The following is a 26,578-nucleotide window of genomic DNA, read 5'->3' as shown; positions in this document are numbered from 1 at the left end:
CAACATGGAAAAACCCGTCGTCAAGGATCCGGGCTTCTACATCATGGTGCTGATCGGCGTCCTGATCATGTTCGGCGCGCCGATCTGGTTCGATCTGTTCACCATCATGCAGGTCACCCAATATGTGGTGCTCTCGGTCTACGCGCTGTCGCTGGCCTACATCTGGGGGTTCGGGGGCATCCTGAGCTTCGGCCAGTCCTGCTTCTTCGGCCTGGGCGCCTACACCTTCGCCGTCGCCTCGATCAACATGGGCGAGACCACCTTTCCCTTCATCCTGAGCTTCGTGCTGCCGGCGGCCTTCGGCGCGGCGCTGGGCTATTTCATGTTCTACGGCCGGCTGTCGGACGTCTATCTCGGCGTGGTGACCATGGTGGTGACGCTGATCTTCTGGAAGATCATCAACCACACCGCCGGCCCGGAATACTCCATCGGCGACGCGCGTCTGGGCGGGTTCAACGGCATCCCCTCCATCCCGATCCTCAACATGCCGGGAGACCCGGAGGCCTGGCTGGACCCGGCGCAGATGTTCTCCTTCTTCATGTTCCTGCTCATCGTGGTCTACATCGGGCTGCGCGTGCTCATCGCCTCGGATTTCGGCCGCGTCTCCGTGGGCATCCGCGAGAACGAGACCCGCTCCTCGCTGCTGGGCTACGACGTGCGCCGCCACAAGGTGATCATCTTCGCGCTCGGCTCCGGCATCGCCGGCATGGCCGGCGCCATGTGGGCCACCTACCAGACCTTCATCGACCCCAACGCCTTCAGCCTGGAAATGTCCGCCAAGGCGCTGATCTGGGTGATGGCCGGCGGGGTGGGCACGCTGGTGGGCCCGATCATGGGGGTGATCCTGCTGCAATGGCTGTCGCTCAAGCTCGGCACCCTGCAGTTCCTGAACAACTTCGTCATCCTGGGGGCGATCCTGATGGTGCTGGTGCTGGTCCTGCCGCGCGGCCTCGTGCCCTCGTTCCGCCACTGGGCGCTCACCGGCTGGGAGATGTTCCGCCGCCGCGAGCGCAGCGCCCCGCCCGCAAAGGAGGTGGCTTCCGATGTCTGACCCGGACGACCACAAGGTGATCCGCACCACCGGCCTCACCATGCGCTTCGGCGGCGTGACCGCGGTAGACCACGTGGATTTCGCGCTGAACGAGGGCGAGCTGCGCTGCCTGCTCGGCCCCAACGGCGCGGGCAAGAGCACCTTCTTCAAGTGCCTCACCGGCCAGCTCACCCCCACCGAGGGCGTGGTGGAGTTTCGCGGCCAGCCGATCACCGGATGGCTGACGCATGACATCGTGAAGCTCGGGATCGGCATCAAGACCCAGGTGCCGAACCTGTTCAACGGGCTCTCGGCCTATGAGAACGTCCGGCTTTCCGCCCGCCGCAAGCATCTCGCGCCCATGGCGCGGCAGAAGTCCGAGGAGATGCTGGTGAAATGCGGTGTCGCCGATCTCGCGAAGCGCGAGGTGGGCCTGCTCTCGCACGGGCAGCGCCAGCTCGTGGAGCTGGCGATGGTGCTGGCCGGCGAGCCGTCGCTCGTGCTGCTGGACGAACCCGCCGCCGGCATGACCGGCGATGAGCGCGACCGGCTGGCGCGGCTGGTGCTGGAACTGTCGCGCAACGCCTCGGTGATCGTGGTGGAGCATGACATGGCCTTCATCCGCCAGATCGCGAAACAGGTGACCGTGTTCAACCGCGGCGCCATCTTCCGCGAGGCGCCGATCGACGAGATCATGCGCGACCGCGCGGTGCAGGAAATCTACTTGGGGAAACAGGCCGATGTCGCTGCTTGAAGTTCGCGGTCTCAAGGCGTCCTACGGCGTGGTGCCGGCGCTGCACCGGGTCGACTTCCGCGCCGAGGCGGGGGAGGTGGTGGGCATTCTCGGGCACAACGGCATGGGCAAGACCACGCTGCTGCGCGCCATCATGGGCTATGTGAAGGTGACCGGCGGGGAGATTTCCTTCGACGGGGCGGACATTCGCGGCCTCTCGGTGAACGCGCGCGCCCGCGCCGGCCTCGGCCTCGTGCCGCAGGGGCGGGAGATCTTCCCGAACCTCTCGGTGGAGGACAATCTGATGGTCGGCATCGCCACCCAGAAGGGGGACACCGGGCCGATCATCGCCGAGATCCTGGAGCTGTTCCCCCGCCTCAAGCGCCTGCTGGACCGGCGCGGCGGCGCGCTCTCGGGCGGTGAGCAGCAGCTCCTCGCGCTCGCCCGCTGCCTGTGCCGGCGCCCGAAGCTGATGCTGCTGGACGAGCCGACCGAAGGCATCCAGCCCTCCATCATCGACGAGATCTCCGACACGCTGAAGGTGCTCACCGCGCGCCAGGACATCACCATCGTCCTCGTGGAGCAGAATCTCGACTTCATCACCGGCCTCTCGGACCGGGTCTATGCCATCGCCAACGGGGTGCTCGACAGCGAGATCCCGCGTGACCGGCTGACCGACCCGCAGGCCGTGAGCGAATTCATGGGCTTCGCCGCCTGATCCCACCGGGAGCAGCGGCTTTCATCATCTGCCCCGAGGGGCGGACCGCAGAAGGCTTGCCCGCGCGCAGGCTTCACCAAGGGAGTATCACAATGGCCGTCAAGGCACCCACCGACACCCAGCTCGCCGACATCGCAGAGAGCCTCGGGCTCAACCTCAGCGCCGAGGACGTGACCTCCTTCAAGGGCCTGATGGCGGGCTATGTGGAGGCCTACAACATCGTGGACCGCACGCCGGACGCGCTGCCCCTCGTCACCTATCCGCGCACCCCGGGCGCCCGGCCGCCGGCCGCGGAGAACCCGCTCAACGCCTGGTACGTGAAATCCACCGTGCAGGGCGCGCCCGAGGGCAAGCTCAAGGGCCGCACCGTGGCGCTGAAGGACAACGTGATGCTGGCCGGCGTGCCGATGATGAACGGCTCCTCCACGCTGGAGGGCTATGTGCCGGACGTGGACGCGACCATCGTCACCCGCATGCTGGACGCCGGCGCCACCATCATGGGGAAGGCGCAGTGCGAGTGTTTCTGTCTCTCGGGCGGCAGCCACACCGGCGCGCAGGGCCCGGTGCACAACCCGCACAAGACGGGCTATTCCGCCGGCGGCTCCTCCTCCGGCTCGGCCGCGCTGGTGGGGTCGGGCGCGGTGGACATGGCGATCGGCGGCGACCAGGGCGGCTCCATCCGCATGCCCTCCTCCTACTGCGGCACGGTGGGCATGAAGGGCACCCATGGTCTCGTGCCCTACACCGGCGTGATGCCGATCGAGATCTACATCGACCATACCGGCCCGATCACCGCCACCGTGGCCGACAACGCCCTGCTGCTGGAGGTGCTCGCCGGGCCGGACGGCTATGACAGCCGCCAGATCGGGGTGAAGACCGCCGCCTATACCGAAGCGCTCGGCAAGGGCGCCGCGGGCCTGAAGATCGGCGTGCTGAAGGAGGGCTTCGGCCATGCGGTGAGCGAGGCGGCCGTGGACGCGAAGGTGCGCGAGGCCGCGGAGCGCTTCAAGGGCCTCGGCGCCACGGTGGAGGAGGTGTCGATTCCGATGCATCTCTTCGGCGCCGCGCTCTGGGCACCCATCGGCCTGGAGGGCCTGACCCAGACCATGATGCTGGGCGACGGCTACGGCGTCTCACGCCAGGACCTCTACGTGACCGGGCTGATGGACTTCCACCGCGGCTGGCGCGAGCGGGCGGACGAGCTGTCCGAAACCCTGAAGCTCTGCATGCTCTTCGGCGCCTATATCGATCAGGCCTACGGCAAGCGCTTCTACGGCAAGGCGGTGAACCTCTGCGCCACGCTGCGCGCCGCCTATGACGCGGTGCTGGCCGATTACGACATGCTGCTGATGCCCACCACGCCGATGAAGGCCACCCCGCTGCCCGCCCCGGACGCGAGCCGCGAGGATTACGTCGCCCGCGCCTTCGAGATGCTGGCCAACACCTCGCCCTTCGACATCTCGCACCATCCGGCGCTGAGCATCCCCTGCGGCATGGTCGACGGCCTGCCGGTGGGCATGCAGCTCGTGGGCAAGTTCTGGGACGAGGCCACGCTCTATCAGGCCGCCTCCGCCTTCGAGGGCTCGGGCGACTGGAAGAGCTTCTGAGGAGCGCATCATGGTCATGCCCATTCACCCCACCGAAGCCGAGATCGCGGAGATCGGCGCCTCCTTCGGCGCCGCCTACACGCCCGAGGACACCGCTTTCCTGAGGCAGGCGATCTCCGGCTTCGTGGCGGCGGCGAACGCCACGCTGCAGCTGCCCGACAACCTGCCGGAGGTGCGCTACCCGCGCACCCCCGGCACCCAGCCCGGGCCGGAGGAAAACCCCCTCAACGCCTGGTACGTGAAATCCACCATCGAGGGTGCCGCGGAAGGCCCGCTGAAGGGCAAGACCGTGGTTCTGAAGGACAATGTCCTCGTGGCCGGGATGCGCTGCATGAACGGCGCGGGGCTGATGGAGGGCTACGTGCCGGAGGTGGACGCCACCGTCGTCACCCGCCTGCTCGACGCCGGTGCCACCGTGCTGGGCAAGGCGCATTGCGAGTATTTCTGCCTCTCCGGCTCCAGCCACACCAATGACACCGGCCATGTGCTGAACCCGGTGAACCCGGCCCATTCGGCCGGCGGCTCCTCCTCCGGCTCCGGCGCGCTGGTGGCAAGCGGCGAGGCCGACCTCGCCATCGGCGGCGACCAGGGCGGGTCGATCCGCATGCCGGCCTCCTTCTGCGGCATCGTCGGGCTGAAGCCCACCCATTCGCTGGTGCCCTATTCGGGCATCATGTCGATGGAGGTCACCATCGACCACACCGGCCCGATGACCCGCACCGTGGCCGACAATGCCGCGATGCTGGAGGTGCTTGCCGGACCCGACGGCTGGGACATGCGCCAGGGCGTGGTCACAACCCACCCCTATGCCGACTTCGTGGGCAAGGGCGTGGAGGGCATGCGCATCGGCATCCTGAGCGAGGGCTTCGGCCGCCCGGAGAGCGACCCGGAGGTCGACGCCTGCGTGCGTGCCGCCGCGGCGAAGCTCGCCGCCCTCGGCGCCGTGGTGGAGGAGGTCTCCGTGCCCGCGCATGACGAGATCGGCGTGTTCTTCATGCCGATGATCGCGGAAGGCATGGTGCGGCAGTTCACCTACGGGCAGGGCCTCGCCTCCGGCGCGTCCAGCTTCTACCCGCCCTCGCTGATCGAGAAATACAATGCCATCGCCCGGCGGGCGAACGACTTCCCCGACACGGTGAATTCCATGACCGTCTTCGGCGCCTGGGTGATGAAGAAATTCGGCGGGCGGATCTATGCGAAGGGCCAGAACCTGCGGCCGCTCTATGCCCGCAAATACGCCGAGGTCTTCGCCCGCTACGACCTGCTGCTCATGCCCACCACGGCCCATGCGGCGCCCGAGCTGCCCGCCCCGGGCACGCCGCGGATGGACTTTCTCACCCATGCCTGGACCATGCTCGGCAACACCGCTCCCTATGACTACACCGGCCACCCGGCGATGAGCCTGCCCTGCGGGATGACCTCGAAGGGCTTGCCGGTGGGGCTGCAACTGGTGGCGGAGAAGTTCAACGAGCCGGCGATCTACCGCGCCGCCGGCGCATTCGAGGCGAGCCATGACTGGCGCAGCCTCTGAACCCTTGCTGCTGACCGCCATCCTCGGCCATGCCGGGGAGAGGGGGCTGCATGAGCGCCTGCACGCGCTGGAGCATCGCGGCCGGCTGGAGGTGATCGCCGTGCCCGCCGCCGAGGCTGCGCGGCGGAGGATGCGGGTCACCACCGACCGGGGCCGCGCCTGCGCCATCGCGCTGGAGCGGTCCGCCCGGCTGTCGGACGGCGCGGTGCTGCACCTGGGCGCGGATCTCGCCATTGTCGCGCGCATCGACAGCGGGGCCCGCCTGCGCCTGCGTCCGCACTCGGTGGAGGCAGCGCTGCGGCTGGGCCATTGCTGCGGCAACCTGCACTGGAAGGTGGATTTCACCGGCGACGTGCTGGAGGTGATCCTCGACGGTCCCGAACAGGGCTATCTCGACCGTCTCGCCGACGTTGCCGCCTACGCGCCTTTCGACATCATCGCCCCCGAAGCGCCCCGGTGAGCGGCGACGCGCCCCCCGTCCCGGGCCTGACCCGGGACCTCGCGCCCCCTGCGCCCGGCCCGCGCACCGCCGACCCGACCGCGCCGGGCACGCCTGCCGCAGGAATGCCCGCGCCCGGCGCTTCTCCCGCCGGTGTGTCGGCCGTCAGCCCGGCCGTGGCCTGTGCGCTTGCCCTCGGCCCGGCACTGCAGGAGGACTCCCGCGCTGACTCCGATGTTTCCGGCGCGCCCGACTCCGGCCCGTCTGCCGTCGCCCCCGGCCCGGAGGCCCCGGATCAGGTCCGGGGCAGGGCGGCGCGGGATGTCGGCGGGTTGCTCTTGGCCCTGAGGCTGGGGGACAGCGCCTTTCCCTCCGGCGGCTTCGCGTTTTCCTGGGGGCTGGAGACCGCGCTGCGGGACGGGCGGACCTCCCGCGCGGGGATCGGCCCCTGGCTGGCGCAGGAGCTGGGCCGCCGCTGGGCGCCCTTCGACTGTCCCGCGCTTGCCGGGGGCTGGCGCGCCGGGCCGGACCCGGGCGCCTGGGACCGGCTGGTGGACGAGTGCCTCTGGGCCGAGGCGGTGCGCGTCCAGTCCGCCGCCGCCGGGGCGGCCTTCCTCACCGCGACCGCCGCCATGGGCCTGCCCGGCGCGGCCGGCCTGCGCGATGCGGTGGCCGGGGGGGCGCTCCACGGGCATCTTGCAGTGATGCAGGGCGCGGTCTGGCGCGCCGCTGGCCTGCCGCTGGAAACCGCGCTTGCGCTCTCGGGGCAAGGGGTGGCGCGGGCGCTGGTCTCCGCCGCGGTCCGGCTCGGCGCGCTGGGCGCGATTGCCGCGCAGCGCCACCTGGCCGAGCTTGCCCCGCTCATCGCCCGCCATGCCGAAAGCCCGCCGCCGGAGGGCACGCTGCCGGCGGGGTTCGCGCCGGTCTCGGACGTGGCGCTGCTGCGCCCCGCCCCGGACCGGCTCTTCGTGAACTGACCGCCCCCCGTCCATCCGTCATGCCGAAGGAGCGCCCATGCACCTCACCCCCACCGAGATGGAACGCCTGACCATCTTCACCGCCGCGGAACTGGCCCGGGCCTACCGGGCGCGCGGCATCCGCCTCAGCCATCCGGAGGCGGTGGCCTACCTCGCTGACGAGATCCTCACTGCCGCGCGCACCGGGCTCGACCACCCGGCGCTGGTGAGCCTGGCCGGAACCCTGCTGGCGGCGGAGGACGTGGAGCCGGGCGTGCCGCAGATGCTGAAGACCTTCTCGGTCGAGGTGTCGATGGCCGAGGGCACCAAGCTGGTCACGGTGTTCGACCCGATCCCGCCCGGGGCGGAGCCCGGTATCATCCCCGGCGAGATCTTCCCCGCCGAGGGCGAGATCGCGCTCAACCCCGGCCGGCCGCGCCGCGAGATCGAGGTGCTGAACACGGGCGACCGGGCGATCCAGGTCCGCTCGCACGCCCATTTCGCCGAGACCAACCGCGCGCTGCAGTTTGACCGCGCGGCGGCCTGGGGGATGCGGCTGGACCGGCCCTCCGGCGGCGGCGAGCGGTTCGACCCCGGCATTGCCCGCAGGGTGACCCTGGTGCCCTTCGGCGGGTTGCAGCGCATCCACGGGTTCGCCGGCCTCGCCGAGGGCGGGGTGGAGGACACCCGCGACGCCGGGCTCCGCGCCCTGAAGGACAAGGGGTACGGCGCATGAACCTCACCCGCGCGCAATACGCCGCCCTCTACGGCCCGACCACGGGCGACATGTTCCGCCTCGCGGACACCGCGCTGCTGGCCGAGGTGGAGCATGACCACACCAGCTACGGCGACGAGCTCACCACCGGCGCCGGCAAGGCGATGCGAGACGGCGAGGGCTTCCGCACCACCGGCACCGACGCGTCCGGCGCGCTCGACATGGTGATCCAGAACGCGCTCATCATCGACCCCCTGCTGGGCATCGTGAAGGGCGATATCGGCATCCGGCGCGGGCGCATCGTGGGCATCGGAAAGGCCGGCAATCCGGACATCATGGACGGCGTCCACCCCGACCTGGTGACCGGGCCGAACACCACGGTGGTGCACGGGGACCACCATGTCGTCACCCCCGGCGCCATCGAGGCGCACGCGCATTTCCTCTCGCCGCAGCAGGCCTGGCACGCGCTGGCGGGCGGCACGACGACGATGATCGGCATGTCGCCGGGCCCGGCCTTCGACGTGAGCTGCTCCGGGCCGCACACGCTGGGCCGGCTGATCCAGGCGGCGGACGAATACCCGCTGAACTTCGGCTTCCTCGGGCGCGGGGCGTCCAACCCCGAGGCGGTGGCCGAGAGCGTGGCCGGCGGCGCGCTGGGCGTGAAGATCCACGAGGATTTCGGCGCCTCGCCCGCGGTGATGGACGGCTGCCTGCGCGCCGCCGACGCCGCCGATTTCTCCGTCCACCTGCACACCGACACGATCAACGAATTCGGCTTCTACGAGGACACCATGGCCGCCATCGCCGGGCGGACCATCCACATGTACCATACCGAGGGTGCGGGCGGCGGCCACGCGCCGGACATCCTGGCCGTGAACGGTCATGCCAATGTGCTGCCCTCCTCGACCAACCCGACCAACCCCTTCACCGCCGCGGCGCTGGAGGAAGGCCTGCCGATGACCATGCTGGCCCATATGATGAGCTTCGATCTCATCGAGGACGTGGCCTTCGCCGAGGCCCGCATCCGCCCGCAAAGCATGGCGGCGGAGGATTTCCTGCACGACATGGGCGCGATCTCGATCTTCGCCACCGACACTCAGGGCATGGGCCGGCTGGCCGAGAACGTGGCGAAATGCTGGCAGCTTGCGAGCACGATGAAGGATCGGGTCGGCCGCCTGCCGGAGGAGCGCACCGCGAAGGCCGACAACGAGCGCATCCTCCGCTACATGGCCAAGCTCACCATAAACCCCGCCATCGCGGCGGGGATCGACGATCACGTCGGCTCGCTCGCCCCCGGCAAGATGGCCGATATCGTGCTCTGGCCGCTGGCGAGCTTCGGGGCGAAACCGGCCACCGTCATCAAGTCCGGCACCATCGTCTGGGCCACGATGGGTGACGCGAACGGCTCCTTCATCGGGGCGGAGCCGATGGTCCACCGGCCGATGTGGGGCGCGCTGGGCAGCGCGAAGCATCACCTGGGCGTCACCTTCGTCAGCCGGCTTGCGATGGACGGGGCGGAGGCCCGGCTGGGGGTGCGCAAACCCTTCGTGCCGATCCGTTCCACCCGGGCGCTCACCAAGGCCGACATGGTGCGCAACGCCGCCCTGCCGAAGGTGGAGGTCGACCCGCGCACCTTCGAGGTGCGGGCCGACGGGCGGCTGCTCACCTGCGCGCCGGTGGCCGAGGTGCCGCTCGCCCGCCGGTATTTCCTGCGATGAGCGCCGCGGCCCGGGTGGGGATCGGCGGTCCGGTGGGTTCGGGCAAGACCGCGCTGATCGAGCGGATGCTGGAGGCTTTCGCCGCCGATGGCACCGATGTCGCCGTGATCACGAATGACCTGGTGACGGATGAGGACGCCGAGCGCCTGCGCCGCGGCGGGCGGCTGGCGCCCGAGCGCATCCTCGCGGTGCAGGCCGGGGCCTGCCCGCACACGGTGATCCGCGAGGACCCGACGCTGAACATGGCCGCCGCCGACCGGCTGGAGCGGCAGTTCCCCGGGCTGGAGCTGATCCTGATCGAGAGCGGGGGGGACAATCTGGCCTCCACCTTCTCGCTCGACCTGGTGGATTACTGGCTCTTCGTGATCGACGTGGCGGGGGGAGACGACATCCCCCGCAAGCGCGGCCCCGGCGTGTTGCAGTGCGACCTGCTGGTGATCAACAAGACCGACCTTGCCCCCCATGTGGGGGTGGACTTCCCCGCCATGCTCGCCACCGCGCAGGCGGCGCGGGCGGGGCGGCCGGTGCTCGCCTCCGACTGCCGGCGCGGGGCGGGGGTGGCCGAGATCATCGCCCGGCTGCGGCGCGACGTGCTGTTCACGCCGGCGGAGCCATGACGGTCTCCGCCCCCGTGCCGGCGCGCGGGCCCGTCGGCGCGCCTCCCCCGGGCTTGGCACCCGCGCGCCAGCTCGACCTCGCCTTCGCGCCGGGCGCGGACGGCGCCACCCGCATCGCCCGGCGCCGGGTGAGCTGGCCCTGGTCGCTGCCGCGCGGCTTCCGGCTGGAGCCCGGCCTGCTCACCGTGCTGCCGCAGGCCGCCGCCGCCGCCCTGCTGCCCGGCGACCGGTGGGAGACCCGGCTGGAAGCCGAACCCGGTGCCGCTGCCCGGATCATCAGCGCCGGGGCCACGCTGGTGCATGGCGGCGGCGGCCCGTCCCGCGTGGGCTGGGACATCGCGGTGGGCGCGGGGGCCCGGCTGGAGCTGCTGCCGGAGCCCTGGGTGCTCACCGCCGGCGCCTGCATCGCCCAGCGGCTTGACGCCGTGGTGGCGGAGACCGGCCTGCTGGTGCTCTTCGACGGCTTCTGCCGCCAGCACCCCGGCGCGCCGGCGCAGGCGGGCGCGTCCTGGCGCGCGGATACGGTTCTGCGCCGCCCAGACGGGCGGGTGATCCTGCGCGAGCATCAGGCGGTGGACGAGGACGGGCTGCGCGCCCTCTCCCGCCTGCCCGGCGGGGCGGGGGCTTTCGGCGCCTTCACCATCCTGGGGCCGGCCGCGCGGCTTTCCGGCGTGCGGTCCGCCTTCCCGCCCGGGCCCCTGCCGCTGGCCGAGGGCTACGCCGCCTCCGCCGAGCTGCGCGGCGGCGCCGGCCTCACCCTGCGGCTGGTCTCGCGCGATGGCGGGGCGCTGGTGGCGGCAAAGGCGCGGCTGGGCGCCGCGATTGCGACAGCGCTTGACGGCTGACGGGATGCGTGATGGGCCTTCGACGCCCGACGCCCGACGCCCGACGCCCGACGCCCGACGCCCGACGCCCGACGCCCGACGCCCGACGCCCGACGCCCGACGCCCGACGCCCGACGCCCGACGCCCGACGCCCGACGCCCGACGCCCGACGCCCGACGCCCGACGCCCGACGCCCGACGCCCGACGCCCGACGCCCGACGCCCGACGGCTCGCGTTCCGGAGGAGGCAAGGGAAAAGCCCCTCCACCCCGGGCGGGGCGGAGGGGAGGTTTCACCCCGCTCGAGGTGCGGACCGGGGTGACAGGGTGCCCCGACGCCGGGAAGCGGCGGGGCCAGGGATCGGGGTGAGGGAGCCCCCCGGGCCTCAGGCGGCGCTGGCGCGCCGGACCCCGGCCTCGATGGCGGCGAGCACCTGCTCGGTGTCCTGCACATCGGCGAAGAGGGTGATCATGTTGGAGAGGACGGCATTGTGCTCCGCATCCGTATGGGTCGCGTTCGCGTCGGCCACGAAGACCACGCCGTAGTTGAACTGGATGCCGTCGCGCGCCGTGCTCTCGCAGCAGCAGTTCGACAGGGTGCCGGTGATGATCAGCGTGTCGATGCCGCGGGCCTGCAGCTGCTCGTGCATGTCGCAGGTGCCGGGCGTGAAGGCGGAGAAGCGGGTCTTGTCAACGATGATGTCGCCCTCCGCCACGTCCAGCGCGTCCCACAGCTTGTGGTAGGGCGCGCCGGGGGCAAAGGCCTCGCGGTGCTCCTCCGCGCGCTCCGGGGTCATGTAGCCACGGGCGTACCAGGCGCTCCAGGAGGCGGGGTCCGAGGTGAAGCGGGTGTAGACGATGGTGCCGCCCGCGGCACGCAGCGCCCTGGTGATGCGGTTCACGTTGCCCACGATGTCGCGCGCCACGGGCACCTCCACCGGCGCGCCCTCCACCATGAACCCGTCCTGCAGGTCGATGACCACATGGGCGGTGCGCGTGGGGTCTATCTCCGCGAACAGGAACGGCTTCTCGCCGCGCAGCGCGCGGGAGCGGGCAAGGATCTCCTCGGGAATGTCGATCTTGTGCATCTGTCTCTCCTCGGCGGATCGGGCGGCTCAGGCGGTGAGGCCGGAGAGGTCCGGGCGGCGGGTGTGCCAGTCGGTGAGGGTCTGGTAGGCGTGGCCGGCGCCCAGCAGGGCGGCCTCCGACAGGGCGGGGCCCATGAGCTGGAAGCCGATCGGCACGCCCGCCTCGTCGAAACCGCCGGGCAGGGTGAGCGCGGGGAAGCCGGTGAGGTCCGCGGGCGCGGTGAACTTCAGCAGGTCGCCCAGGTCCGGGTTCTCCGGGTCCGCGGCGGGGGCGCCGTAGGGGTTGTCGAGCATGGGCAGGCGCCCGGCGGTGACCGGCAGGATCATCATGTCCACGCCCTGCATCGCGGCGGCCATGGCACCGTTGTAGACCAGGCGCCACTGCATGGCCCGGCCCACGGCATCGCCGCTCACCGAGAGGCCGAGGTCGATCAGGCTGGCGAGATGGGCGCCGTATTCGGCCTTGCGCGCCGGGTAGGTCTCCGCATGGGCGATGGCCACCTCGATGCCGCAGAGCACCGTCCACTGCTCGGTGAGCTCGGGCGCCACCGGCAGCTTCACCGGCACCACGTGGGCACCAAGCTCGCGCAGCACGGCGACGACCTCCTGCAGGGCCTTCGATGTCTGCGCATCGGTGGCGCCGAGCACCTGGTCCTCGTCCAGCCCGATGCGCAGGCCGCGGATGTTGGGCCCGCAGGCGGCGAGGTAATCCGGCACCGGGGCCTGCAGGGCGGTGGGGTCCAGCGGGTCGGCGCCGGCGAGCACGCCCATCATCGCGGCGGTGTCGCGCGCGGACCGGGTCATCGGGCCCACGTGGTCCAGGCTGTCGGCCAGCGCGAACACCCCGTGGCGGCTCACCCGCCCCCAGGTGCCCTTCAGCCCGGTGAGCCCGTTGGCGGAGGAGGGGAAGCGGATGGAGCCGCCGGTGTCCGAGCCCAGCGAGCCGTAGCACAGCCCCGCCGCCGTGGCCGCCCCGGAGCCGGAGGAGGAGGAGCCGGCCCAGGCCTCGCGGTTCCACGGGTTCAGCGGCGTGGGCATCTTCGGATGGTGGCCGGAATAGGCGCCCTCGGTCATCGCCAGCTTGCCCAGCAGCACCGCGCCGGCGCGCTCCAGCCGCGAGACGACGGTGGAATCGCGCCCCGTCACCACGCCCTTGTGGATCTGCATCCCGGCGGAGGTGGGGGCGTAGGCGGTCTCGCACAGGTCCTTCACCGCCACGGGCACGCCGTGCAGCGGGCCGCGGCGCAGGCCGGCGGCGATCTCGGCCTCCGCGATGGCCGCACGCTCGCGCGCATGGTCCGCCATCACGGTGATGTAGGACCCCAGGGTTCCGTCCACGGCCTCGATCCGCGCCAGCACCGCCTCGGTCACCTCCACCGGCCCGACCTGGCGGGTGGCGATCATGGCGGAAACCTCCATGAGGTCGAGGTCGGGCAGGGCGGCGCCCCGGACGGCAGGCGGCTTTGCGGAGATGTTCAAGGGACGGACTCTTCTGCTGCTGGATCGAATATATTGGATTTGGAAAAGGTTGAATAAAAAAATATTGCATGGCAAGGGGAATCTTGTGAGCGTCACAATGATGCAATGCACCAGGCGGGGCATGTCGCGGCCCGTCATCGGCCGCCGGAGAGCGAAAACGCCAGCCCAGCCAGCTTCGTGCCACCGAAAACAGGCCGTTCGCACCGCGGCGGCCGAACCTGGTCACACCCGCCAACAGGGAGGCGGCGATGAAACTTGGTCTGATCCTGTCCCACACGGGGCCGATGGGTCTGTGGACCCCGGGCTGCGAGGCCAGCGCGATGTTGGCGACGGCCGAACTGAACGCGGCCGGCGGGGTTTACGGCCGCGAGGTCGAACTGGTGCCCGCAAATGCCGGTACCACCACCGAATCCGCCGCCGCCGCCGCGCGCCGGCTCTCCGCGGAGCATGGTGTGGACGCGGTGATCGGCATGCAGCCGAGCAACCTGCGCCCCGCGGTGCGCCAGGGCCTCGGCGGCAGCGTGCCCTACATCTACACCTGCCAGTACGAGGGCGGCTACTGCGGCCCCGGCACCGTGGCCACCGGCATCACCGACTGGGAGGTGCTGGCGCCGGCCATCGGCTGGCTGGCCGAGCAGCGCGGCGCGCGGCGGTTCTACTACGTCGGAAACGACTACATCTGGCCGCGCGTGGCGCATGGCACGGCCGAGGCCGCGGTCACCGAGGCCGGTGGCCGCCTGGTGGGCGATTCGCTGCTGGCCTTCGGCGAGCGGGACTATTCCTACGTGATGGACCAGATCCGCGCCATCCGCCCGGACGTGGTGATCTCGGTGCTGCTGGGCGAGGAGGCGGTGGCCTTCAACCGGGCCTTCGGGGAAAGCGGCATGGCGCGCAACATGTTGCGGCTGGGCCTCGCCTTCGACGAATCGCTGCTCTGGGGCGTGGCGCCGGAGAACGCGGAGAACCTCTACGCCGTGCACACCTATTTCGACAGCCTGCGCAGCCAGGGCCGGGAGAAGATGGTGGCGGCCTATGAGCGCGGCTACGGCAATTCCCGCCCGCCGGTGAACGTGTATTCGCTGGGCTGCTACGACGGCGTGCACCTGGCCGCGGCACTGGCGCGCTCCGTGGGGCGGGTGCATGGCGGCGAGATGGCCCGGCTCACCTCGAATCGCTTCGGCCGGGCGGATGCGATGGCCATGCTCGGCCTGCCCGGCGCGCGCCGCCGCCCGCCGATCCACATTGCCGAGGCCGATGGCACGGAATTCATCGTGCGCGCCACGGTCTGATCTTCCGGCCCGGTCTCCTGACGGGCCGGTTTCGCAGTGACCTCGCGTCCGCCTGCCGCCGGGCCCGCGATTTTTCTTGATCGCTGTCCGGTGGTACCCTATTTGAACCCGAGAAACACAAAACGGCAACAATATCGCCTTCGGGATCATTTTCAGGAGGACACATGGCGGGCCCCAGGCTGACCGAGCAGCTCGGCTACATCATTGCAAGCGTGAACCGGCGTCTGGAGGAGGACCTGGCAGAGCGGCTCCGCCCCGGCGGCATCGCCATCGAGCAGTTCCGCATCCTCGAGGCGCTGGACCAGAACGGCCCGCTCTCGATGGGCGAGCTTGCCGCCATGGTTCTGGTGGAGCCGGCGACGCTGACCAAGATCATCGACCGCATGGTGTCCGACACGCTGGTGTTCCGCATGCCCGACGAGCGGGACCGCCGCCGGGTGAAGGTGTCCATGGCACCCACGGGCGAGGCGCAGTACCGCCGGCTCTCCGGCGTGTCGAAGGCGCATGAGAAGCATATTTCCGAGATTTTCGACGAGGCGGACGTGGCAGCCCTGCGCACCCTCCTTCTGGAGCTGAAGGAGCGCTGACACCGCCGCCGGTATCCTGAGGGGGAGATACGGCATGGACTGGTTCGAGGGGTCGATCATGGCCCGGCGCGGCGTGGCCGCGGGCGAGGCGCGCGCGCGCCACACCATCACCGAGGCGCAGCAGGGCCCCTACCGCTACGTCTATGGCCCCTTCGTGGAGCCGGTGCTGCGCATCGCCCCGGGCGACGTGGTGGAAGTGGAGACGCTGGACGCTTTCGGCGGCGCGGTGAAGACCGAGGCCGACCTGCCCTCGAAGGTGCTGAAGATGCCCTTCGTGAACCCCCAGAACGGCCCCATCGCCGTGGAGGGGGCCGAGCCGGGCGACACGCTGGCCGTGCGCATCCTCTCCATCGACCCGCGCGGGCCCCAGCCCGCGGGCACCACCGCGCTGCTGCCGGAGTTCGGCGGCCTGGTCGCCACCGCGCAGACCGCGATGCTCAACGCGCCGCTGCCCGAGGCGGTGAAGAAGATGGAGGTGACGCGCGAGGGCGGGGTGAAGTTCTCCGACCGCGTGACGCTCCCCTATGAGCCGTTCATCGGCACGCTGGGCGTGAGCCCGGCCATGGAGGCGGTGAGCTCGCTGCAGCCCGACTACTGGGGCGGCAACATGGACATGCCGGACGTGGCCCCCGGCGCCGTGGTCTACTTCCCCGTGCTGCACGCGGACGCCTATCTCTACCTCGGAGACTGCCACGGCACGCAGGGCGACGGCGAGCTGTGTGGCGTGGCGGTGGAGATGAACTCCACCACCGTCATCCAGGTGGACCTGATCAAGGGCTGGTCCATCCCCGGCGTGCGGCTGGAGAACGAGCGCTTCATCATGAGCATCGGCTCCGCCCGCCCGATGGAGGACGCGGCCCGCATGGCCTACCGCGACCTCATCCGCTGGATGGTGGACGATTACGGCTATGATGAGACAGAGGCCTATTTCCTCTGCACGCAGGCCGGGCGCGTTCGGGTGGGCAACATGGTCGACCCGAAATATTCGCTCGGCGCCTCGATGCTGAAAACCTACCTGGCCTGAGGGGGCTCACACATGGATCTCGGACTGAGCGGCATGAACGTGCTGGTGACCGGCGGCAGCAAGGGCATCGGCCGGCACTGCGTGGACATCTTCGCCGCGGAAGGCGCCAACGTGGCCTTCTGCGCCCGCAACGCGGAGGAGGTGGCGGCGGCGGAAACCGCGCTCTCCGGCAGCCTCGGGCTGATCAAGGGCACGTCGGTGGATGTGTCCGACAAGGGCGCGCTGGAGGCCTGGGTGGCCGGGAGCGCTGCCTCCATGGGCGGCATCGACATCCTTGTCGCCAATGTCTCCGCCCTGGCGCTGGGCGATGACGAGGCGGCCTGGGAGGCCGGCTTCGCCACCGACATGATGCACACCGTGCGGCTGGTGAACGCCGCCCTGCCGCAGCTTGAGAAATCCGCGGCAGGCTCCATCTGCGCCGTCTCCAGCGTGTCGGGCCGCGAGGCGGATTTCACCGGCCCCGCCTATGGCGCCTTCAAGGCGGCCCTGGTGCACTACATGCAGCGCATGGCGCTGGAACTGGCGCCGAAGATGATCCGCTGCAACACCGTCTCGCCCGGCAACACCTATTTCAAGGGCGGCGTCTGGGAGAACGTGGAGCAAAACAATCCGGAGCTCTTCGCCAGGGCGCTGGCGCTGAACCCCACGGGGCGCATGGGCCGGCCGGACGAGGTGGCCCGCGCGGTGGTGTTCCTGTCCTCGCCCGCCTCCTCCTTCACCACCGGCACCAACCTGGTGGTGGACGGCGCGCTCACCCGCGGCATCCAGCTCTGAGGCGGCCATGATCACCATCACCGCCATCATCCGGGCACAGCCGGGCAAGGAGGAGGCGATGCGCGCCGCCCTGCTCGACGTCGCCGCCCACGTGCAGGCCGAGGAGCCGGAGACCTTCGGCTTCCACCTCGCGCAGTCCCTCGCCGACCCGGCGGTGTTCACCACCTACGAGCGCTTCGCCGACGAGGCGGCGATGGAGCGGCACAACGCCTCCGCCGCCACCGCGCGGTTCTTCGCCCTCGGCCCGGAGCTGATCGAGGGCGACGTGATCCTGGAGACCTGCCGGGAGTTTTCCGCCGTCACCTGAACGGGTGCGCGCCCGGGGGCCGGGCGCGTGTCTCCCGCGCGGGCGGTGGAGAAGGCAGGCGAAGGCGCGGTGTGCCCTCGTCGGCGCGGGGGCGCGGCCCGCGTCCGGACCTCGGGCCCCGGGGCCGGCCTGTGCCGCCTGCCCGGTGTTCCCGGGCGTCATCCGGCGCGCGCGGCGTCGGTGGCGCTGGACAGGTGGCGCGGGCTCGCCTATGCGGGCATATGGCTGATCGGATTGCTCAGGAAAGCGTCGCTCATGGCCCGCGGTTCTTCAGGGCCGGGTGGGACCGCTGGACGCTGGGTGCGTTGCTGATCGCGGCGCTGGTCATCGCGCCGCTCATCGCCGTGGCGCTGATCGCGCTGTTCCCGACCGAGAACATCTGGCCGCATCTCGTCTCCACCGTGCTGCCGCGCTACCTCGCGAACTCGCTGGGGCTGGTGGTCTGCGTGGGCGGGGCGACGGCGGTGATCGGCACCGGCTGCGCCTGGCTCACCACCATGTGCGCCTTTCCCGGCCGCCGGCTGCTGGAGCCCCTGCTGTTCGCGCCACTGGCCGTGCCGGCCTACATCGGGGCCTACGCGCTGGTGGACCTGCTCGAATACGCCGGCCCGGTGCAGACCGCCCTGCGCGGCGCCTTCGGCTGGACCTCGGCGCGGGACTACTGGTTCCCCCAGATCCGCTCCTTCTGGGCCGCCGCCACGGTGCTGAGCCTGGGCTATTACCCCTACGTCTACCTGCTGGCGCGCGCGGCGTTCCGCGAGCAGTCGGTCTCGGCGCTGGAAGTGTCGCGGGCGCTGGGGCAGGGGCCCTGGGGCAGCTTCTGGCGCGTGGCGGTGCCGCTGGCCCGCCCGGCCATCTTCATCGGCGCCGCCGTCGCCGCGATGGAAACGCTGAACGATTTCGGCGCGGTGGATTTCTTCGCCGTGCAGACCCTCACCACCGGCATCTTCTCCATCTGGCTGGAGGCCTACAACGCCGGCGGCGCGGCGCAGATCGCCTGCGTGATGCTCGCCCTCATCCTCGGGCTGATGCTGGTGGAGCGGCGCGGCCGGGCGAAACGGCGCTACCACAACATGTCCAAGCGCTACCGCCCGGTGGAGCGCGCGCGGCTGGGGCCGGTGGCGCGCTGGCTGGCCTTCCTCGCCTGCCTCGCCCCCTTCGCGCTTGGCTTCCTGCTGCCCGTGGGCGTGATGCTGGGCCATGCGCTGGACGACCCCGCGGTCTGGCAGCGCGCGGCGCTCTGGCGGGCAGGGTTCAACACGGTGTGGCTCTCGCTGCTCACCGCGGTGATCGCGGTGGCGGCGGGGATGTTCATGGTCTACGGCGCGCGCAATTCCGCCAGCCGGCTGCCGCGGCTGCTCGCCTCGGTCACGCAGGTGGGCTACGCCGCCCCGGGCGCGGTGATCGCGGTAGGGGTGCTCATCCCCTTCGCGGCCCTCGACCACCGGGTGGCGGACGGCATCGAGGCGCTCACCGGCTACGACCCCGGGCTGATCCTCACCGGCTCCACCGCGGCCGTCATCTTCGCCTATCTGGTGCGCTTCTTCGCCGTGGCGCAGGGCGCGATGGAAAGCGCGATGGGGCGCGTCACCCCTTCGATGGACATGGCCGCGCGCTCGCTGGGCCGCACAAGGGGCGGGGCGCTGCGCGACGTGCACCTGCCGATGATCCGCTCCTCCATCCTCGCCGCCGGCATGGTGGTGTTCGTGGACACGGCGAAGGAGCTGCCGGCCACGCTCATCCTGCGCCCGTTCAACTTCGACACGCTCGCCACCCACACCCACATGCAGGCCAAGAGCGAACAGCTCTCCGCCGCGGCGCCCTCGGCGCTCGCCATCGTGGCGCTGGGCCTGCTGCCGGTGGTGATCCTTGGGCTGCAGAAGCGGCGGGGCTAGAGCAGAAGCGTTCCGGATTGGATTGCAATCTGGAAAGGGATCCTGCCCTGACGCAAGCGGTTGGAGCGATATTCCGGGCTCCGGGCTCCGGGCGCGCGATCAACCGTCCCGCACCGTCTCCATCGCCACGAATGTAGTGGTGTGGGAGACATGCGGCAGCGCCGAGATCACCTCGCCCATCAGCCGCCGGTAGCCGGTGATGTCCTTCGTGCGCACCTTCAGCAGATAGTCGAACCCGCCGGCGATCATGTGGCACCCCACGATCTGCGGCACCTCGCGCACCCGGGCGTTGAAGGCCTCCAGCGCCGCCGAGCGGGTGTCCGACAGCGTCACCTGCACGAAGGCGATATGCCCCAGCCCCATGCGCGCGGGGTCGACCAGCGCCGCGTAGCCGCGGATGATCCCCGCCGCCTCCAGCCGGCGCACCCGCGCCTGTACCGGGGTCTTCGACAGGCCCACCGCCGCGCCGAGCTGCGCCATGCTCAGCCGCGCATTTTTCTGAAGCGCGCCAAGGATTTGCCGGTCAATACGGTCCAGATGGAATTCGGGTTCGTCCATGGCGGGAAATATGGCCTGAGAATGATGGAAAATAAAGACCGTTCGGCCTGCCATCGGGCTTTCTATGGCCGGGCAACCTCGTGGTAACCTGATACTCTCGTGCCCGAGCCTGCCACCCCCGAGGAGCCGCCCCGCATGACCGAGATCCGCCAGACCCTCCGTTCCTCCCTCTGCCCCGACGAGGCCGCCACCGTGCGTGACCTGATCGTCCTCGCCGCTCTCTCCGGGCAGGACAGGGCCGATATCGCCGCGCGCGGCGCCGACCTGGTGCGCCGCACCCGCGGTGCCGACGACACCGGCATGATGGAGCTGTTCCTGGCGGAATACGGCCTCTCCACCCGCGAGGGCGTGGCGCTGATGTGCCTCGCCGAGGCGTTGCTGCGCGTGCCCGACGCCGAGACCATCGACGACCTGATCGCCGACAAGATCGCCCCGCATGACTGGGGCGCGCATATCGGGGATTCCGGCTCGGTGATGGTGAATGCCTCCACCTGGGCGCTGATGCTCACCGGCCGGGTGCTGGAGGAGGAGACGGTGGGCGTGGTGGGCGCCCTGCGCGGCGTGGTGCGCCGGCTGGGCGAGCCGGTGATCCGCTCCGCCGTGGCCCGCGCCATGCGCGAGATGGGCGACCAGTTCGTGCTGGGCCAGACCATCCAGGCCGCGCTGAAGCGCGGCCGGGGCGACGTGGAGAAGGGCTACACCCATTCCTTCGACATGCTGGGCGAGGCGGCGCGCACCGAGGAGGACGCCCTGCGCTACCACCGCTCCTACGCCGACGCCATCGCCGCCATCGCGAAGGCGGCGAAGGAGGACATCCGCACCAACCCCGGCATCTCGGTGAAGCTCTCCGCCCTGCACCCGCGCTACGAGGTGGCCCAGGCGGAGGCGATGCTGCCCGTGCTCTCCGCCCGGCTGCTGGACCTGTGCCGCGCCGCCGCCGCCGCGCGCATCGGCCTGAACATCGACGCGGAGGAGGCGGACAGGCTGGACCTCTCGCTCGACGTGATCGAGGCGGTGCTGGCCGACCCCTCGCTCGCCGGCTGGGAGGGCTTCGGCGTGGTGGTGCAGGCCTACGGGCCCCGGGCGCGCCACGCGATCGACTGGCTTCATGCCCTCGCGCAGCGGCTCGACCGGCGCATCATGGTGCGGCTGGTGAAGGGCGCCTACTGGGATACGGAGGTGAAGCGCGCCCAGGTGCTGGGCCTGCCCGGCTACCCGGTGTTCACCCGCAAGGAGCACACCGATGTGAGCTACATCGCCTGCGCGCGCAAGCTGCTCTCCATGACCGACCGCATCTACCCGCAGTTCGCCACGCATAACGCGCATACCATCGCCGCCATCCTGCACATGGCGGGCCCCGGGCGCGACCATTTCGAGTTCCAGCGCCTGCACGGCATGGGCGAGGTGCTGCACGGCATCGTGCACCGGGCCGAGCACACGCGCTGCCGCATCTACGCCCCGGTGGGCGCGCACCGCGACCTGCTGGCCTATCTCGTGCGCCGGCTGCTGGAGAATGGCGCGAACTCCTCCTTCGTGCACCAGATCGTCGACGAGGCGGTGCCGGCGGAGGTGATCTCCTCCGACCCGCTGGCCGCGGCGGAGAGCTGGGGCTGCACGCCGAATCCGCGCATTCCGGCGCCGGCGGCCCTCTACGGGCCGGAGCGGGTGAATTCCGCCGGGCTGGACCTGGCCGACCCGCTGACCCTCGCCGCCATCGAGGCCGGCCGCGCGCCCTTCGCCGCGCCGCACCGCTGGGACGCGGGCACCGGCCGCGAGGTGGCGAACCCCGCCGTGCCGGGCGACGTGGTGGGCACCGTGGCCGAAACCGCGCCGGAGGCCGTGGCCGAGGCCATCACCCGCGCTGCCGCCGCCGCCCCGGGCTGGGCGGCAACGCCGGTCGCGCAGCGCGGCGCCGTGCTGCAGGCCGTGGCGGATGCCTTCGAGGCCAACATGCCGGAACTGCTCGCCCTTCTCGCCCGCGAGGCCGGCAAGACCCTGGCCGACGGCATTGCCGAGATCCGCGAGGCGGTGGATTTCCTGCGCTATTACGCGAACGGCGCCGCGGCGGCGGAAGCGGGCACCCGCCCGCGCGGGGTGATCGCCTGCATCTCGCCGTGGAACTTCCCGCTGGCCATCTTCACCGGGCAGATCGCCGCGGCCCTGGCCACCGGCAACACGGTGGTGGCGAAGCCGGCGGAGCAGACGCCGCTCATCGCCTTCCGTGCCGTGGCGCTGATGCGCGGCGCCGGCCTGCCGGAGGACGTGCTCACCCTGGTGCAGGGCGCGGCCGGGGTGGGGGCTGCCCTCACCTCCGACCCGCGCCTGGGCGGGGTGTGTTTCACCGGCTCCACCGAAGTGGCGCGGATCATCGACCGTCAGCTCGCGAAGACCGCTCCCGAGGCGCTGTTCATCGCCGAAACCGGCGGGCTGAACGCGATGATCGTCGACAGCACGGCGCTGCCGGAACAGGCGGTGCGCGACATCGTGGCCAGCGCGTTCCAGAGCGCGGGCCAGCGCTGCTCCGCCCTGCGCGTGCTCTACGTGCAGCGCGAGGTGCTGCCCGCGATCACCGGGATGCTGAAGGGCGCGATGGACGCGCTGTCGCTCGGCGATCCCTGGGCGCTCGCCACCGACGTGGGCCCGGTGATCGACGCCGAGGCCCGGCAGGGCATCGACGCCTGGGTGGCGCGGATGGAGGCCGAGGGCCGGCTGATCCACGCGCTGCCGGTGCCGGCGCAGGGCTGCTTCACCCGCCCGGCACTGGTGCGCGTGGAGGGGATCGGCACGCTGGAGCGCGAGATCTTCGGCCCCGTTCTGCACATCGCCCCCTTCGCGGCGGACCGGATGGACGCCGTGGTGGCCGAGGTGAATGCCTCCGGCTACGGGCTCACCATGGGCCTGCACACCCGCATCGACGGCCGGGTTCAGGACGTGGTGGACGCGGCGCATGTCGGCAATCTCTACGTGAACCGCAACCAGATCGGCGCGGTGGTGGGCGTCCAGCCCTTCGGCGGCGAGGGGCTCTCGGGCACCGGGCCGAAGGCCGGCGGGCCGAACTACCTCGACGCCTTCCGCATCAGCACCCGCGCCACCGCCGCGGAGGCCGTGCCGGAGGGCCAGCCCCGGGTGGATGTCACCGCTGCGGCGGCGGATCTCTCCGCGAAGCCCTGGGCGGATGCGATCCCGAAGCTGCGCGCCGCGCTGCGCGGCCGCGGGGCGGCGGCCCTGGCGGCCGTGGCGGCGCTGGATTGCGGGCCGATCGACCTGCCGGGGCCGACGGGGGAATCGAACCAGCTTCACCTCGCCCCGCGCGGCCGCGTGCTTGCGCTCGGGCCGGACGCGGGAAGCCTGCTCGCGCAGGTGGTCATGGCGCTTGGCACCGGCAACAGCGTGCTGGCCATCGCGCCCGGCGCCCGGGCGGCGCTGGCACCGCTGCTCTCGGCCGGTGCGCCGCTGGTGGTGGCCGACGGGCTGCCGGACACGGACACGCTGACTGCGGCCGGCATCGACGTCGTCGCGCTGCGCCACGGCAGCACGGAATATCCTGCGCTGCGCAGGGCGCTCGCGGCGGGCGAGGGGGCGCTGGTTCCGCTGGTGGGCGGGCTGGACCGGCCGGCAGCCTATTGCGTGGAGCGCACGCTCAGCATCGACACCACCGCCTCCGGCGGCAACGCCGAGCTGATGGCACACGCCGGCTGACGGACCAGTGTGACACGCCCGCTGACCGGCCTGCGCCGGCCGACGAACCCGCGTGGCGCGCCGGCTGACCGGTCTGCGCCGGCCGACGAACCCGCGTGGCGCGCCGGCTGACCGGCCGGTGCCGGCTGGTGAACCCGCGTGACATACTGGTTGACCGGCCGGCGGCGCACGGCCTGACGCGGGGGCCTGGTGCAGTCCGGCGGCCCGGTTCGCGCCGCATGCGCGAGCGCGCGGCCCGGAGCCCCTGCACGGCCCTGAAGAGCGGGCTGCCACGAGCAGGACTCCCGCACAGCCCTTGCGCCCGGACCGACGGGGGGCCTCCCGCCGCATGGTCCGGGGCCTGCCGGCCCCATCCCAAACCGTTGGGCCGGGCCGGGGGCTGCGCCCCCGGCTGCCGCGCCGCGGGCGGGGGACGCGCCGCGCAGAGGTGCCGCGGCTCGCGGGGCGCTCCCGTGGAACCGGCGCTCTGCTGCGCGCCGGAGACGGCACCGTCAGGCGCCGCGATGCCGTGCGTTGGCACAGGCCCGGCTGCGGGTGGGGGAAGGCCGGTACTGCTGGGGCCGCTGGTGTGCTGGCAGGGGGTGAGCGTGGGGCGGATGCCTGTGCGGCGAGCGCCGTTGCGGCGGGTGCCGGCCCCGATCGGACATGTGCGGCCTTGGTGGGCCGGATGCCGCCCGCGGTCGACCGTGTGCAGGGAAGCGGATGTGGCAGATGCAGCCGTGGCGCGGGCAGGAGGTGCGGGTGCGGGAGGGGCCGCGCCCGGGCCGGGCGTCGGCTGATCCTCCGCGTATCGTCGTGTGCGGGACAGCGGGGCCGCGCCGGGAGAGCGGCTCGGCGGGGGGCAGGGGGGCCTGCCCCCGGGGTATCGGGGCGTCAGGCGGACGTGGTGAGCGTGCGGCGCACGGCGTCGTCCCACCCCGCTTTCAGGCGGTCGCGTTCCTCCGCGTCGATGGCGGGTTCGAAGCGGCGTTCCAGCGCCCAATCCTGCGCGAAGCCCTCCTGGCCGGGGTAGAGGCCGCTGGCCTGCCCGGCGAGCCAGGCTACGCCGAGGGCGGTGGTCTCCAACACGTCCGGCCGGTCGACCGGCGCGCCCAGCATGTCGGCGAGGAACTGCATGGTCCAGTCCGAGGCGGACATGCCGCCGTCCACCCGGAGCGCGGAGAGCGTGGCGGCGCCTTCGCCCGGCCAGTCCGCCTGCATGGCCTCCCAGAGGTCGCGGGTCTGGTAGGCGACGCTCTCGAGGGCTGCGCGGGCGATCTCCGCCGGGCCGGCATTGCGGGTGAGGCCGAAGAGCGCGCCGCGGGCCTCCGCGTCCCAGTGCGGGGCGCCGAGTCCGGTGAAGGCGGGCACGAGGTAGAGGCGCTGGCCGGGGTCCGCGCGCTCCGCGAGGGCCTGGGTCTCGCTCACGTGGCGGATGATCCCGAGGCCGTCACGCAGCCATTGCACCACGGCGCCGGCGATGAAGATCGAGCCCTCCAGCGCATAGGTGGGCGTGCCGCCGAGCTGATAGGCCACGGTGGTGAGCAGCCGGTTGGCGGATTTCGCCGGGGTGTCGCCGGTGTTGAGCAGCGCGAAACAGCCGGTGCCGTAGGTGCTCTTCATCATGCCGGGGCGGAAACAGGCCTGGCCCAGCGTGGCGGCCTGCTGGTCGCCCGCCACGCCGCGGATGGGGATGGGCCGGCCGAAGAGATCGGGCCGGGTGACGCCGAACTCGGCGTCGCAGTCGCGCACCTCGGGGAGCATCTGCATGGGGATGTCGAGGGCGCGGCAGACCTCCTCGTCCCAGCGGCTCTCGTGGATGTTGTAGAGCATGGTGCGCGAGGCGTTGGTGGCGTCGGTCACGTGCTCGGCCCGGCCGGTCATGCGCCAGATGAGATAGGTGTCCACCGTGCCGAACAGGATCTCGCCGCGGCGGGCGCGGGCGCGCGAGCCCGCCACCTGGTCGAGGATCCAGGCCAGCTTGGTGCCGGAGAAATACGGGTCCACGCGCAGGCCGGTGCGCTCGGTCACGATCGGCTCCAGCCCCTCGGCGCGCAGGCGCGCGCAGGTCTCGGCGGTGCGGCGGTCCTGCCAGACGATGGCGTTGTGCAGCGGGCGGCCGGTGTCCTTCTCCCAGACCACCACGGTCTCGCGCTGGTTGGTGATGCCGATGGCGGCGATGTCCTCGGGCCCGATGCCGGCGCGCTCGATGGCGGAGCGGCAGGTGGCGGCCGTGGTGCTCCAGATGTCGGCCGGGTCATGCTCCACCCAGCCCGAGGCGGGGAAATGCTGGGGAAACTCCTCCTGCCCGGTGGCGACGCGCTTCATGGACCCGTCGAAGAGGATCGCCCGGCTGGAGGTGGTGCCCTGGTCGATGGCGAGGATGTGATGGGTCATGCGGTCTCCCTGTTGCCTGTCTTGCGGAGCGCGGTGCCGCCCGGCCCTGCTCCGATCCGGTCTGTCCGGCGCCGTGCCGGCGCGCCCTTGCCGCGACGCCCGGCGCCCCGGGCCGCGCCGTCCGGAGAATGGTAGCCGCAATTGCCCGCAATGCCACCCGGGGGCCGCGACACCGGCGCGCGGCGGTGCGTGGGCCTGCGCGGATGGAGCCCTTCGCGCGCCCTCTCCCCCATCCGCAGGTGCGGGTCGACCCGGCCGGTGCCGGACCGGGACCCGGATGACACCGCCCGGGCCCCGGGCGGCACCGGCCCCGAGGGCACCCTGCCGTTCCGCGCCCTGTCGGGGCTGGAGAAATGGCGGAATCAGGCCCGGCCGGCTGGCGGAGGCTGCCGTTTCGGTGTCACGCGGCACCGTCGCCGGGCGCTGCCCGGCTGGCAGCCGCCGGAATGCCCGCCGCCGGGATGATGCCACGCCCCGGAAAGGCGGCGCGATTCCAGTTCGTTAGGGAATACGCCCCTGCAGCTTCCCCGGCGTAAATAGAAAAGTGAATTAGTAGGGAATTGACTTTCCCGAGGGCTTTGCTCAAGTTTCCCCGCAGATGCCTTAGTTATTTGGT

Annotated in this window: 22 protein-coding genes and 2 pseudogenes; 20 read left to right on the top strand and 4 right to left on the bottom strand. The window is 71.5% G+C overall.

Annotated elements, in window-relative coordinates:
• The first annotated feature begins 4 nt into the window (after nucleotides 1–4).
• From FDP22_RS04135 to FDP22_RS25350, 13 genes and pseudogenes are all read left to right on the top strand, one after another.
• Nucleotides 5–1,051 carry an ABC transporter permease subunit gene (locus FDP22_RS04135; RefSeq protein WP_138578517.1) on the top strand — a complete coding sequence of 349 codons (1,047 nt, stop codon included), beginning with the start codon at nucleotides 5–7 and terminating at the stop codon, nucleotides 1,049–1,051.
• Nucleotides 1,044–1,784, top strand: coding sequence for an ABC transporter ATP-binding protein (locus FDP22_RS04130; protein WP_138578515.1), 741 nt, complete (start codon nucleotides 1,044–1,046; stop codon nucleotides 1,782–1,784). Before FDP22_RS04135 ends, FDP22_RS04130 begins: the two co-directional genes overlap by 8 nt.
• Nucleotides 1,771–2,481 carry an ABC transporter ATP-binding protein gene (locus FDP22_RS04125; RefSeq protein ID WP_138578513.1) on the top strand — a complete coding sequence of 237 codons (711 nt, stop codon included), beginning with the start codon at nucleotides 1,771–1,773 and terminating at the stop codon, nucleotides 2,479–2,481. The genes FDP22_RS04130 and FDP22_RS04125 overlap by 14 nt, the downstream gene beginning before the upstream one ends.
• 92 nt (nucleotides 2,482–2,573) lie before the next feature.
• Nucleotides 2,574–4,088 (top strand): amidase, encoded by a 1,515-nt coding sequence (locus FDP22_RS04120; protein WP_138578511.1) that lies wholly within the window; start codon nucleotides 2,574–2,576, stop codon nucleotides 4,086–4,088.
• Between the two features lie 10 nt (nucleotides 4,089–4,098).
• Nucleotides 4,099–5,619, top strand: coding sequence for an amidase (locus FDP22_RS04115; protein ID WP_239031861.1), 1,521 nt, complete (start codon nucleotides 4,099–4,101; stop codon nucleotides 5,617–5,619).
• Nucleotides 5,600–6,079: an urease accessory protein UreE gene (locus tag FDP22_RS04110; RefSeq protein WP_138578509.1), complete on the top strand. Its 480-nt coding sequence runs from the start codon at nucleotides 5,600–5,602 to the stop codon at nucleotides 6,077–6,079. Before FDP22_RS04115 ends, FDP22_RS04110 begins: the two co-directional genes overlap by 20 nt.
• A gap of 311 nt (nucleotides 6,080–6,390) precedes the next feature.
• Entirely contained in the window at nucleotides 6,391–7,035 is a 645-nt protein-coding gene (locus FDP22_RS04105) for an urease accessory protein UreF (RefSeq protein ID WP_170317588.1), read from the top strand.
• A 37-nt stretch (nucleotides 7,036–7,072) separates the two neighbouring features.
• Nucleotides 7,073–7,750 (top strand): urease subunit beta, encoded by a 678-nt coding sequence (gene ureB, locus FDP22_RS04100; protein ID WP_138578505.1) that lies wholly within the window; start codon nucleotides 7,073–7,075, stop codon nucleotides 7,748–7,750.
• On the top strand, nucleotides 7,747–9,447 hold the full coding sequence (gene ureC, locus FDP22_RS04095) for an urease subunit alpha (RefSeq protein ID WP_138578503.1): 1,701 nt from the start codon (nucleotides 7,747–7,749) through the stop codon (nucleotides 9,445–9,447). Before ureB ends, ureC begins: the two co-directional genes overlap by 4 nt.
• A complete protein-coding gene (gene ureG / locus FDP22_RS04090) occupies nucleotides 9,444–10,064 on the top strand; it encodes an urease accessory protein UreG (RefSeq protein WP_138578501.1) in 621 nt (206 codons plus the stop codon). Before ureC ends, ureG begins: the two co-directional genes overlap by 4 nt.
• A complete protein-coding gene (locus FDP22_RS04085; RefSeq protein ID WP_138578499.1) occupies nucleotides 10,061–10,909 on the top strand; it encodes an urease accessory protein UreD in 849 nt (282 codons plus the stop codon). The genes ureG and FDP22_RS04085 overlap by 4 nt, the downstream gene beginning before the upstream one ends.
• A pseudogene (locus FDP22_RS25355) lies at nucleotides 10,842–11,051 on the top strand (hypothetical protein); the annotation flags it as partial. The gene FDP22_RS04085 and the pseudogene FDP22_RS25355, both read left to right, overlap by 68 nt.
• Nucleotides 10,987–11,256 (top strand): annotated as a pseudogene (locus FDP22_RS25350) (hypothetical protein); the annotation flags it as partial. The pseudogenes FDP22_RS25355 and FDP22_RS25350, both read left to right, overlap by 65 nt.
• A 16-nt stretch (nucleotides 11,257–11,272) precedes the next feature.
• Here the strand turns inward: FDP22_RS25350 and FDP22_RS04075 are convergent.
• Both FDP22_RS04075 and FDP22_RS04070 read right to left on the bottom strand, forming a co-directional pair.
• Nucleotides 11,273–11,974 carry a cysteine hydrolase family protein gene (locus tag FDP22_RS04075; protein WP_138578497.1) on the bottom strand — a complete coding sequence of 234 codons (702 nt, stop codon included), beginning with the start codon at nucleotides 11,972–11,974 and terminating at the stop codon, nucleotides 11,273–11,275.
• Between the two features lie 27 nt (nucleotides 11,975–12,001).
• Nucleotides 12,002–13,453 carry an amidase gene (locus tag FDP22_RS04070; RefSeq protein ID WP_239031860.1) on the bottom strand — a complete coding sequence of 484 codons (1,452 nt, stop codon included), beginning with the start codon at nucleotides 13,451–13,453 and terminating at the stop codon, nucleotides 12,002–12,004.
• 248 nt (nucleotides 13,454–13,701) lie between these two features.
• Between FDP22_RS04070 and FDP22_RS04065 the strand changes: the two genes are divergently transcribed.
• From FDP22_RS04065 to FDP22_RS04040, 6 genes are all read left to right on the top strand, one after another.
• Complete coding sequence (locus tag FDP22_RS04065) at nucleotides 13,702–14,742, top strand: substrate-binding domain-containing protein (RefSeq protein WP_239031859.1); 1,041 nt, start codon at nucleotides 13,702–13,704, stop codon at nucleotides 14,740–14,742.
• A gap of 164 nt (nucleotides 14,743–14,906) precedes the next feature.
• Complete coding sequence (locus FDP22_RS04060; RefSeq protein ID WP_138578495.1) at nucleotides 14,907–15,329, top strand: MarR family winged helix-turn-helix transcriptional regulator; 423 nt, start codon at nucleotides 14,907–14,909, stop codon at nucleotides 15,327–15,329.
• A gap of 34 nt (nucleotides 15,330–15,363) precedes the next feature.
• Complete coding sequence (locus FDP22_RS04055; protein ID WP_138578493.1) at nucleotides 15,364–16,353, top strand: acetamidase/formamidase family protein; 990 nt, start codon at nucleotides 15,364–15,366, stop codon at nucleotides 16,351–16,353.
• 12 nt (nucleotides 16,354–16,365) lie between these two features.
• Nucleotides 16,366–17,127, top strand: coding sequence for an SDR family NAD(P)-dependent oxidoreductase (locus FDP22_RS04050; protein WP_138578491.1), 762 nt, complete (start codon nucleotides 16,366–16,368; stop codon nucleotides 17,125–17,127).
• A 7-nt stretch (nucleotides 17,128–17,134) separates the two neighbouring features.
• Complete coding sequence (locus FDP22_RS04045) at nucleotides 17,135–17,434, top strand: putative quinol monooxygenase (RefSeq protein WP_138578489.1); 300 nt, start codon at nucleotides 17,135–17,137, stop codon at nucleotides 17,432–17,434.
• Between the two features lie 221 nt (nucleotides 17,435–17,655).
• The gene (locus tag FDP22_RS04040; protein ID WP_138578487.1) at nucleotides 17,656–19,329 is read left to right on the top strand and encodes an ABC transporter permease; all 1,674 of its coding nucleotides are present in this window, start codon (nucleotides 17,656–17,658) and stop codon (nucleotides 19,327–19,329) included.
• A gap of 99 nt (nucleotides 19,330–19,428) precedes the next feature.
• On the opposite strand, the gene FDP22_RS04035 is transcribed toward FDP22_RS04040, so the two are convergent.
• Entirely contained in the window at nucleotides 19,429–19,887 is a 459-nt protein-coding gene (locus FDP22_RS04035) for an Lrp/AsnC family transcriptional regulator (RefSeq protein ID WP_138578485.1), read from the bottom strand.
• 135 nt (nucleotides 19,888–20,022) lie between these two features.
• Between FDP22_RS04035 and putA the strand changes: the two genes are divergently transcribed.
• Complete coding sequence (gene putA / locus FDP22_RS04030; protein WP_138578483.1) at nucleotides 20,023–23,586, top strand: bifunctional proline dehydrogenase/L-glutamate gamma-semialdehyde dehydrogenase PutA; 3,564 nt, start codon at nucleotides 20,023–20,025, stop codon at nucleotides 23,584–23,586.
• Nucleotides 23,587–24,459: 873 nt separating this feature from the next.
• On the opposite strand, the gene glpK is transcribed toward putA, so the two are convergent.
• The gene (gene glpK / locus FDP22_RS04025; protein WP_138578481.1) at nucleotides 24,460–25,962 is read right to left on the bottom strand and encodes a glycerol kinase GlpK; all 1,503 of its coding nucleotides are present in this window, start codon (nucleotides 25,960–25,962) and stop codon (nucleotides 24,460–24,462) included.
• Nucleotides 25,963–26,578: the final 616 nt, after the last annotated feature.

The organism is Paroceanicella profunda, from assembly GCF_005887635.2.
Lineage (GTDB): Bacteria > Pseudomonadota > Alphaproteobacteria > Rhodobacterales > Rhodobacteraceae > Paroceanicella > Paroceanicella profunda.
The sequence above is the reverse complement of the archived record's forward strand: the minus strand, read 5'-3'. Positions and strand labels throughout refer to the sequence as shown.

Excerpts from the sequence above, each read along its gene's own strand:
- putA (WP_138578483.1), top strand. The coding sequence starts at position 20,023 with ATGACCGAGATCCGCCAGACCCTCCGTTCCTCCCTCTGCCCCGACGAG.
- FDP22_RS04055 (WP_138578493.1), top strand. The coding sequence starts at position 15,364 with ATGGACTGGTTCGAGGGGTCGATCATGGCCCGGCGCGGCGTGGCCGCG.
- glpK (WP_138578481.1), bottom strand. The coding sequence starts at position 25,962 with ATGACCCATCACATCCTCGCCATCGACCAGGGCACCACCTCCAGCCGG.
- FDP22_RS04130 (WP_138578515.1), top strand. The coding sequence starts at position 1,044 with ATGTCTGACCCGGACGACCACAAGGTGATCCGCACCACCGGCCTCACC.
- FDP22_RS04085 (WP_138578499.1), top strand. The coding sequence starts at position 10,061 with ATGACGGTCTCCGCCCCCGTGCCGGCGCGCGGGCCCGTCGGCGCGCCT.
- ureC (WP_138578503.1), top strand. The coding sequence starts at position 7,747 with ATGAACCTCACCCGCGCGCAATACGCCGCCCTCTACGGCCCGACCACG.
- FDP22_RS04040 (WP_138578487.1), top strand. The coding sequence starts at position 17,656 with ATGGCTGATCGGATTGCTCAGGAAAGCGTCGCTCATGGCCCGCGGTTC.
- FDP22_RS04060 (WP_138578495.1), top strand. The coding sequence starts at position 14,907 with ATGGCGGGCCCCAGGCTGACCGAGCAGCTCGGCTACATCATTGCAAGC.
- ureB (WP_138578505.1), top strand. The coding sequence starts at position 7,073 with ATGCACCTCACCCCCACCGAGATGGAACGCCTGACCATCTTCACCGCC.
- ureG (WP_138578501.1), top strand. The coding sequence starts at position 9,444 with ATGAGCGCCGCGGCCCGGGTGGGGATCGGCGGTCCGGTGGGTTCGGGC.
- FDP22_RS04125 (WP_138578513.1), top strand. The coding sequence starts at position 1,771 with ATGTCGCTGCTTGAAGTTCGCGGTCTCAAGGCGTCCTACGGCGTGGTG.
- FDP22_RS04050 (WP_138578491.1), top strand. The coding sequence starts at position 16,366 with ATGGATCTCGGACTGAGCGGCATGAACGTGCTGGTGACCGGCGGCAGC.
- FDP22_RS04110 (WP_138578509.1), top strand. The coding sequence starts at position 5,600 with ATGACTGGCGCAGCCTCTGAACCCTTGCTGCTGACCGCCATCCTCGGC.
- FDP22_RS04065 (WP_239031859.1), top strand. The coding sequence starts at position 13,702 with ATGAAACTTGGTCTGATCCTGTCCCACACGGGGCCGATGGGTCTGTGG.
- FDP22_RS04120 (WP_138578511.1), top strand. The coding sequence starts at position 2,574 with ATGGCCGTCAAGGCACCCACCGACACCCAGCTCGCCGACATCGCAGAG.
- FDP22_RS04075 (WP_138578497.1), bottom strand. The coding sequence starts at position 11,974 with ATGCACAAGATCGACATTCCCGAGGAGATCCTTGCCCGCTCCCGCGCG.
- FDP22_RS04035 (WP_138578485.1), bottom strand. The coding sequence starts at position 19,887 with ATGGACGAACCCGAATTCCATCTGGACCGTATTGACCGGCAAATCCTT.
- FDP22_RS04135 (WP_138578517.1), top strand. The coding sequence starts at position 5 with ATGGAAAAACCCGTCGTCAAGGATCCGGGCTTCTACATCATGGTGCTG.
- FDP22_RS04045 (WP_138578489.1), top strand. The coding sequence starts at position 17,135 with ATGATCACCATCACCGCCATCATCCGGGCACAGCCGGGCAAGGAGGAG.
- FDP22_RS04115 (WP_239031861.1), top strand. The coding sequence starts at position 4,099 with ATGGTCATGCCCATTCACCCCACCGAAGCCGAGATCGCGGAGATCGGC.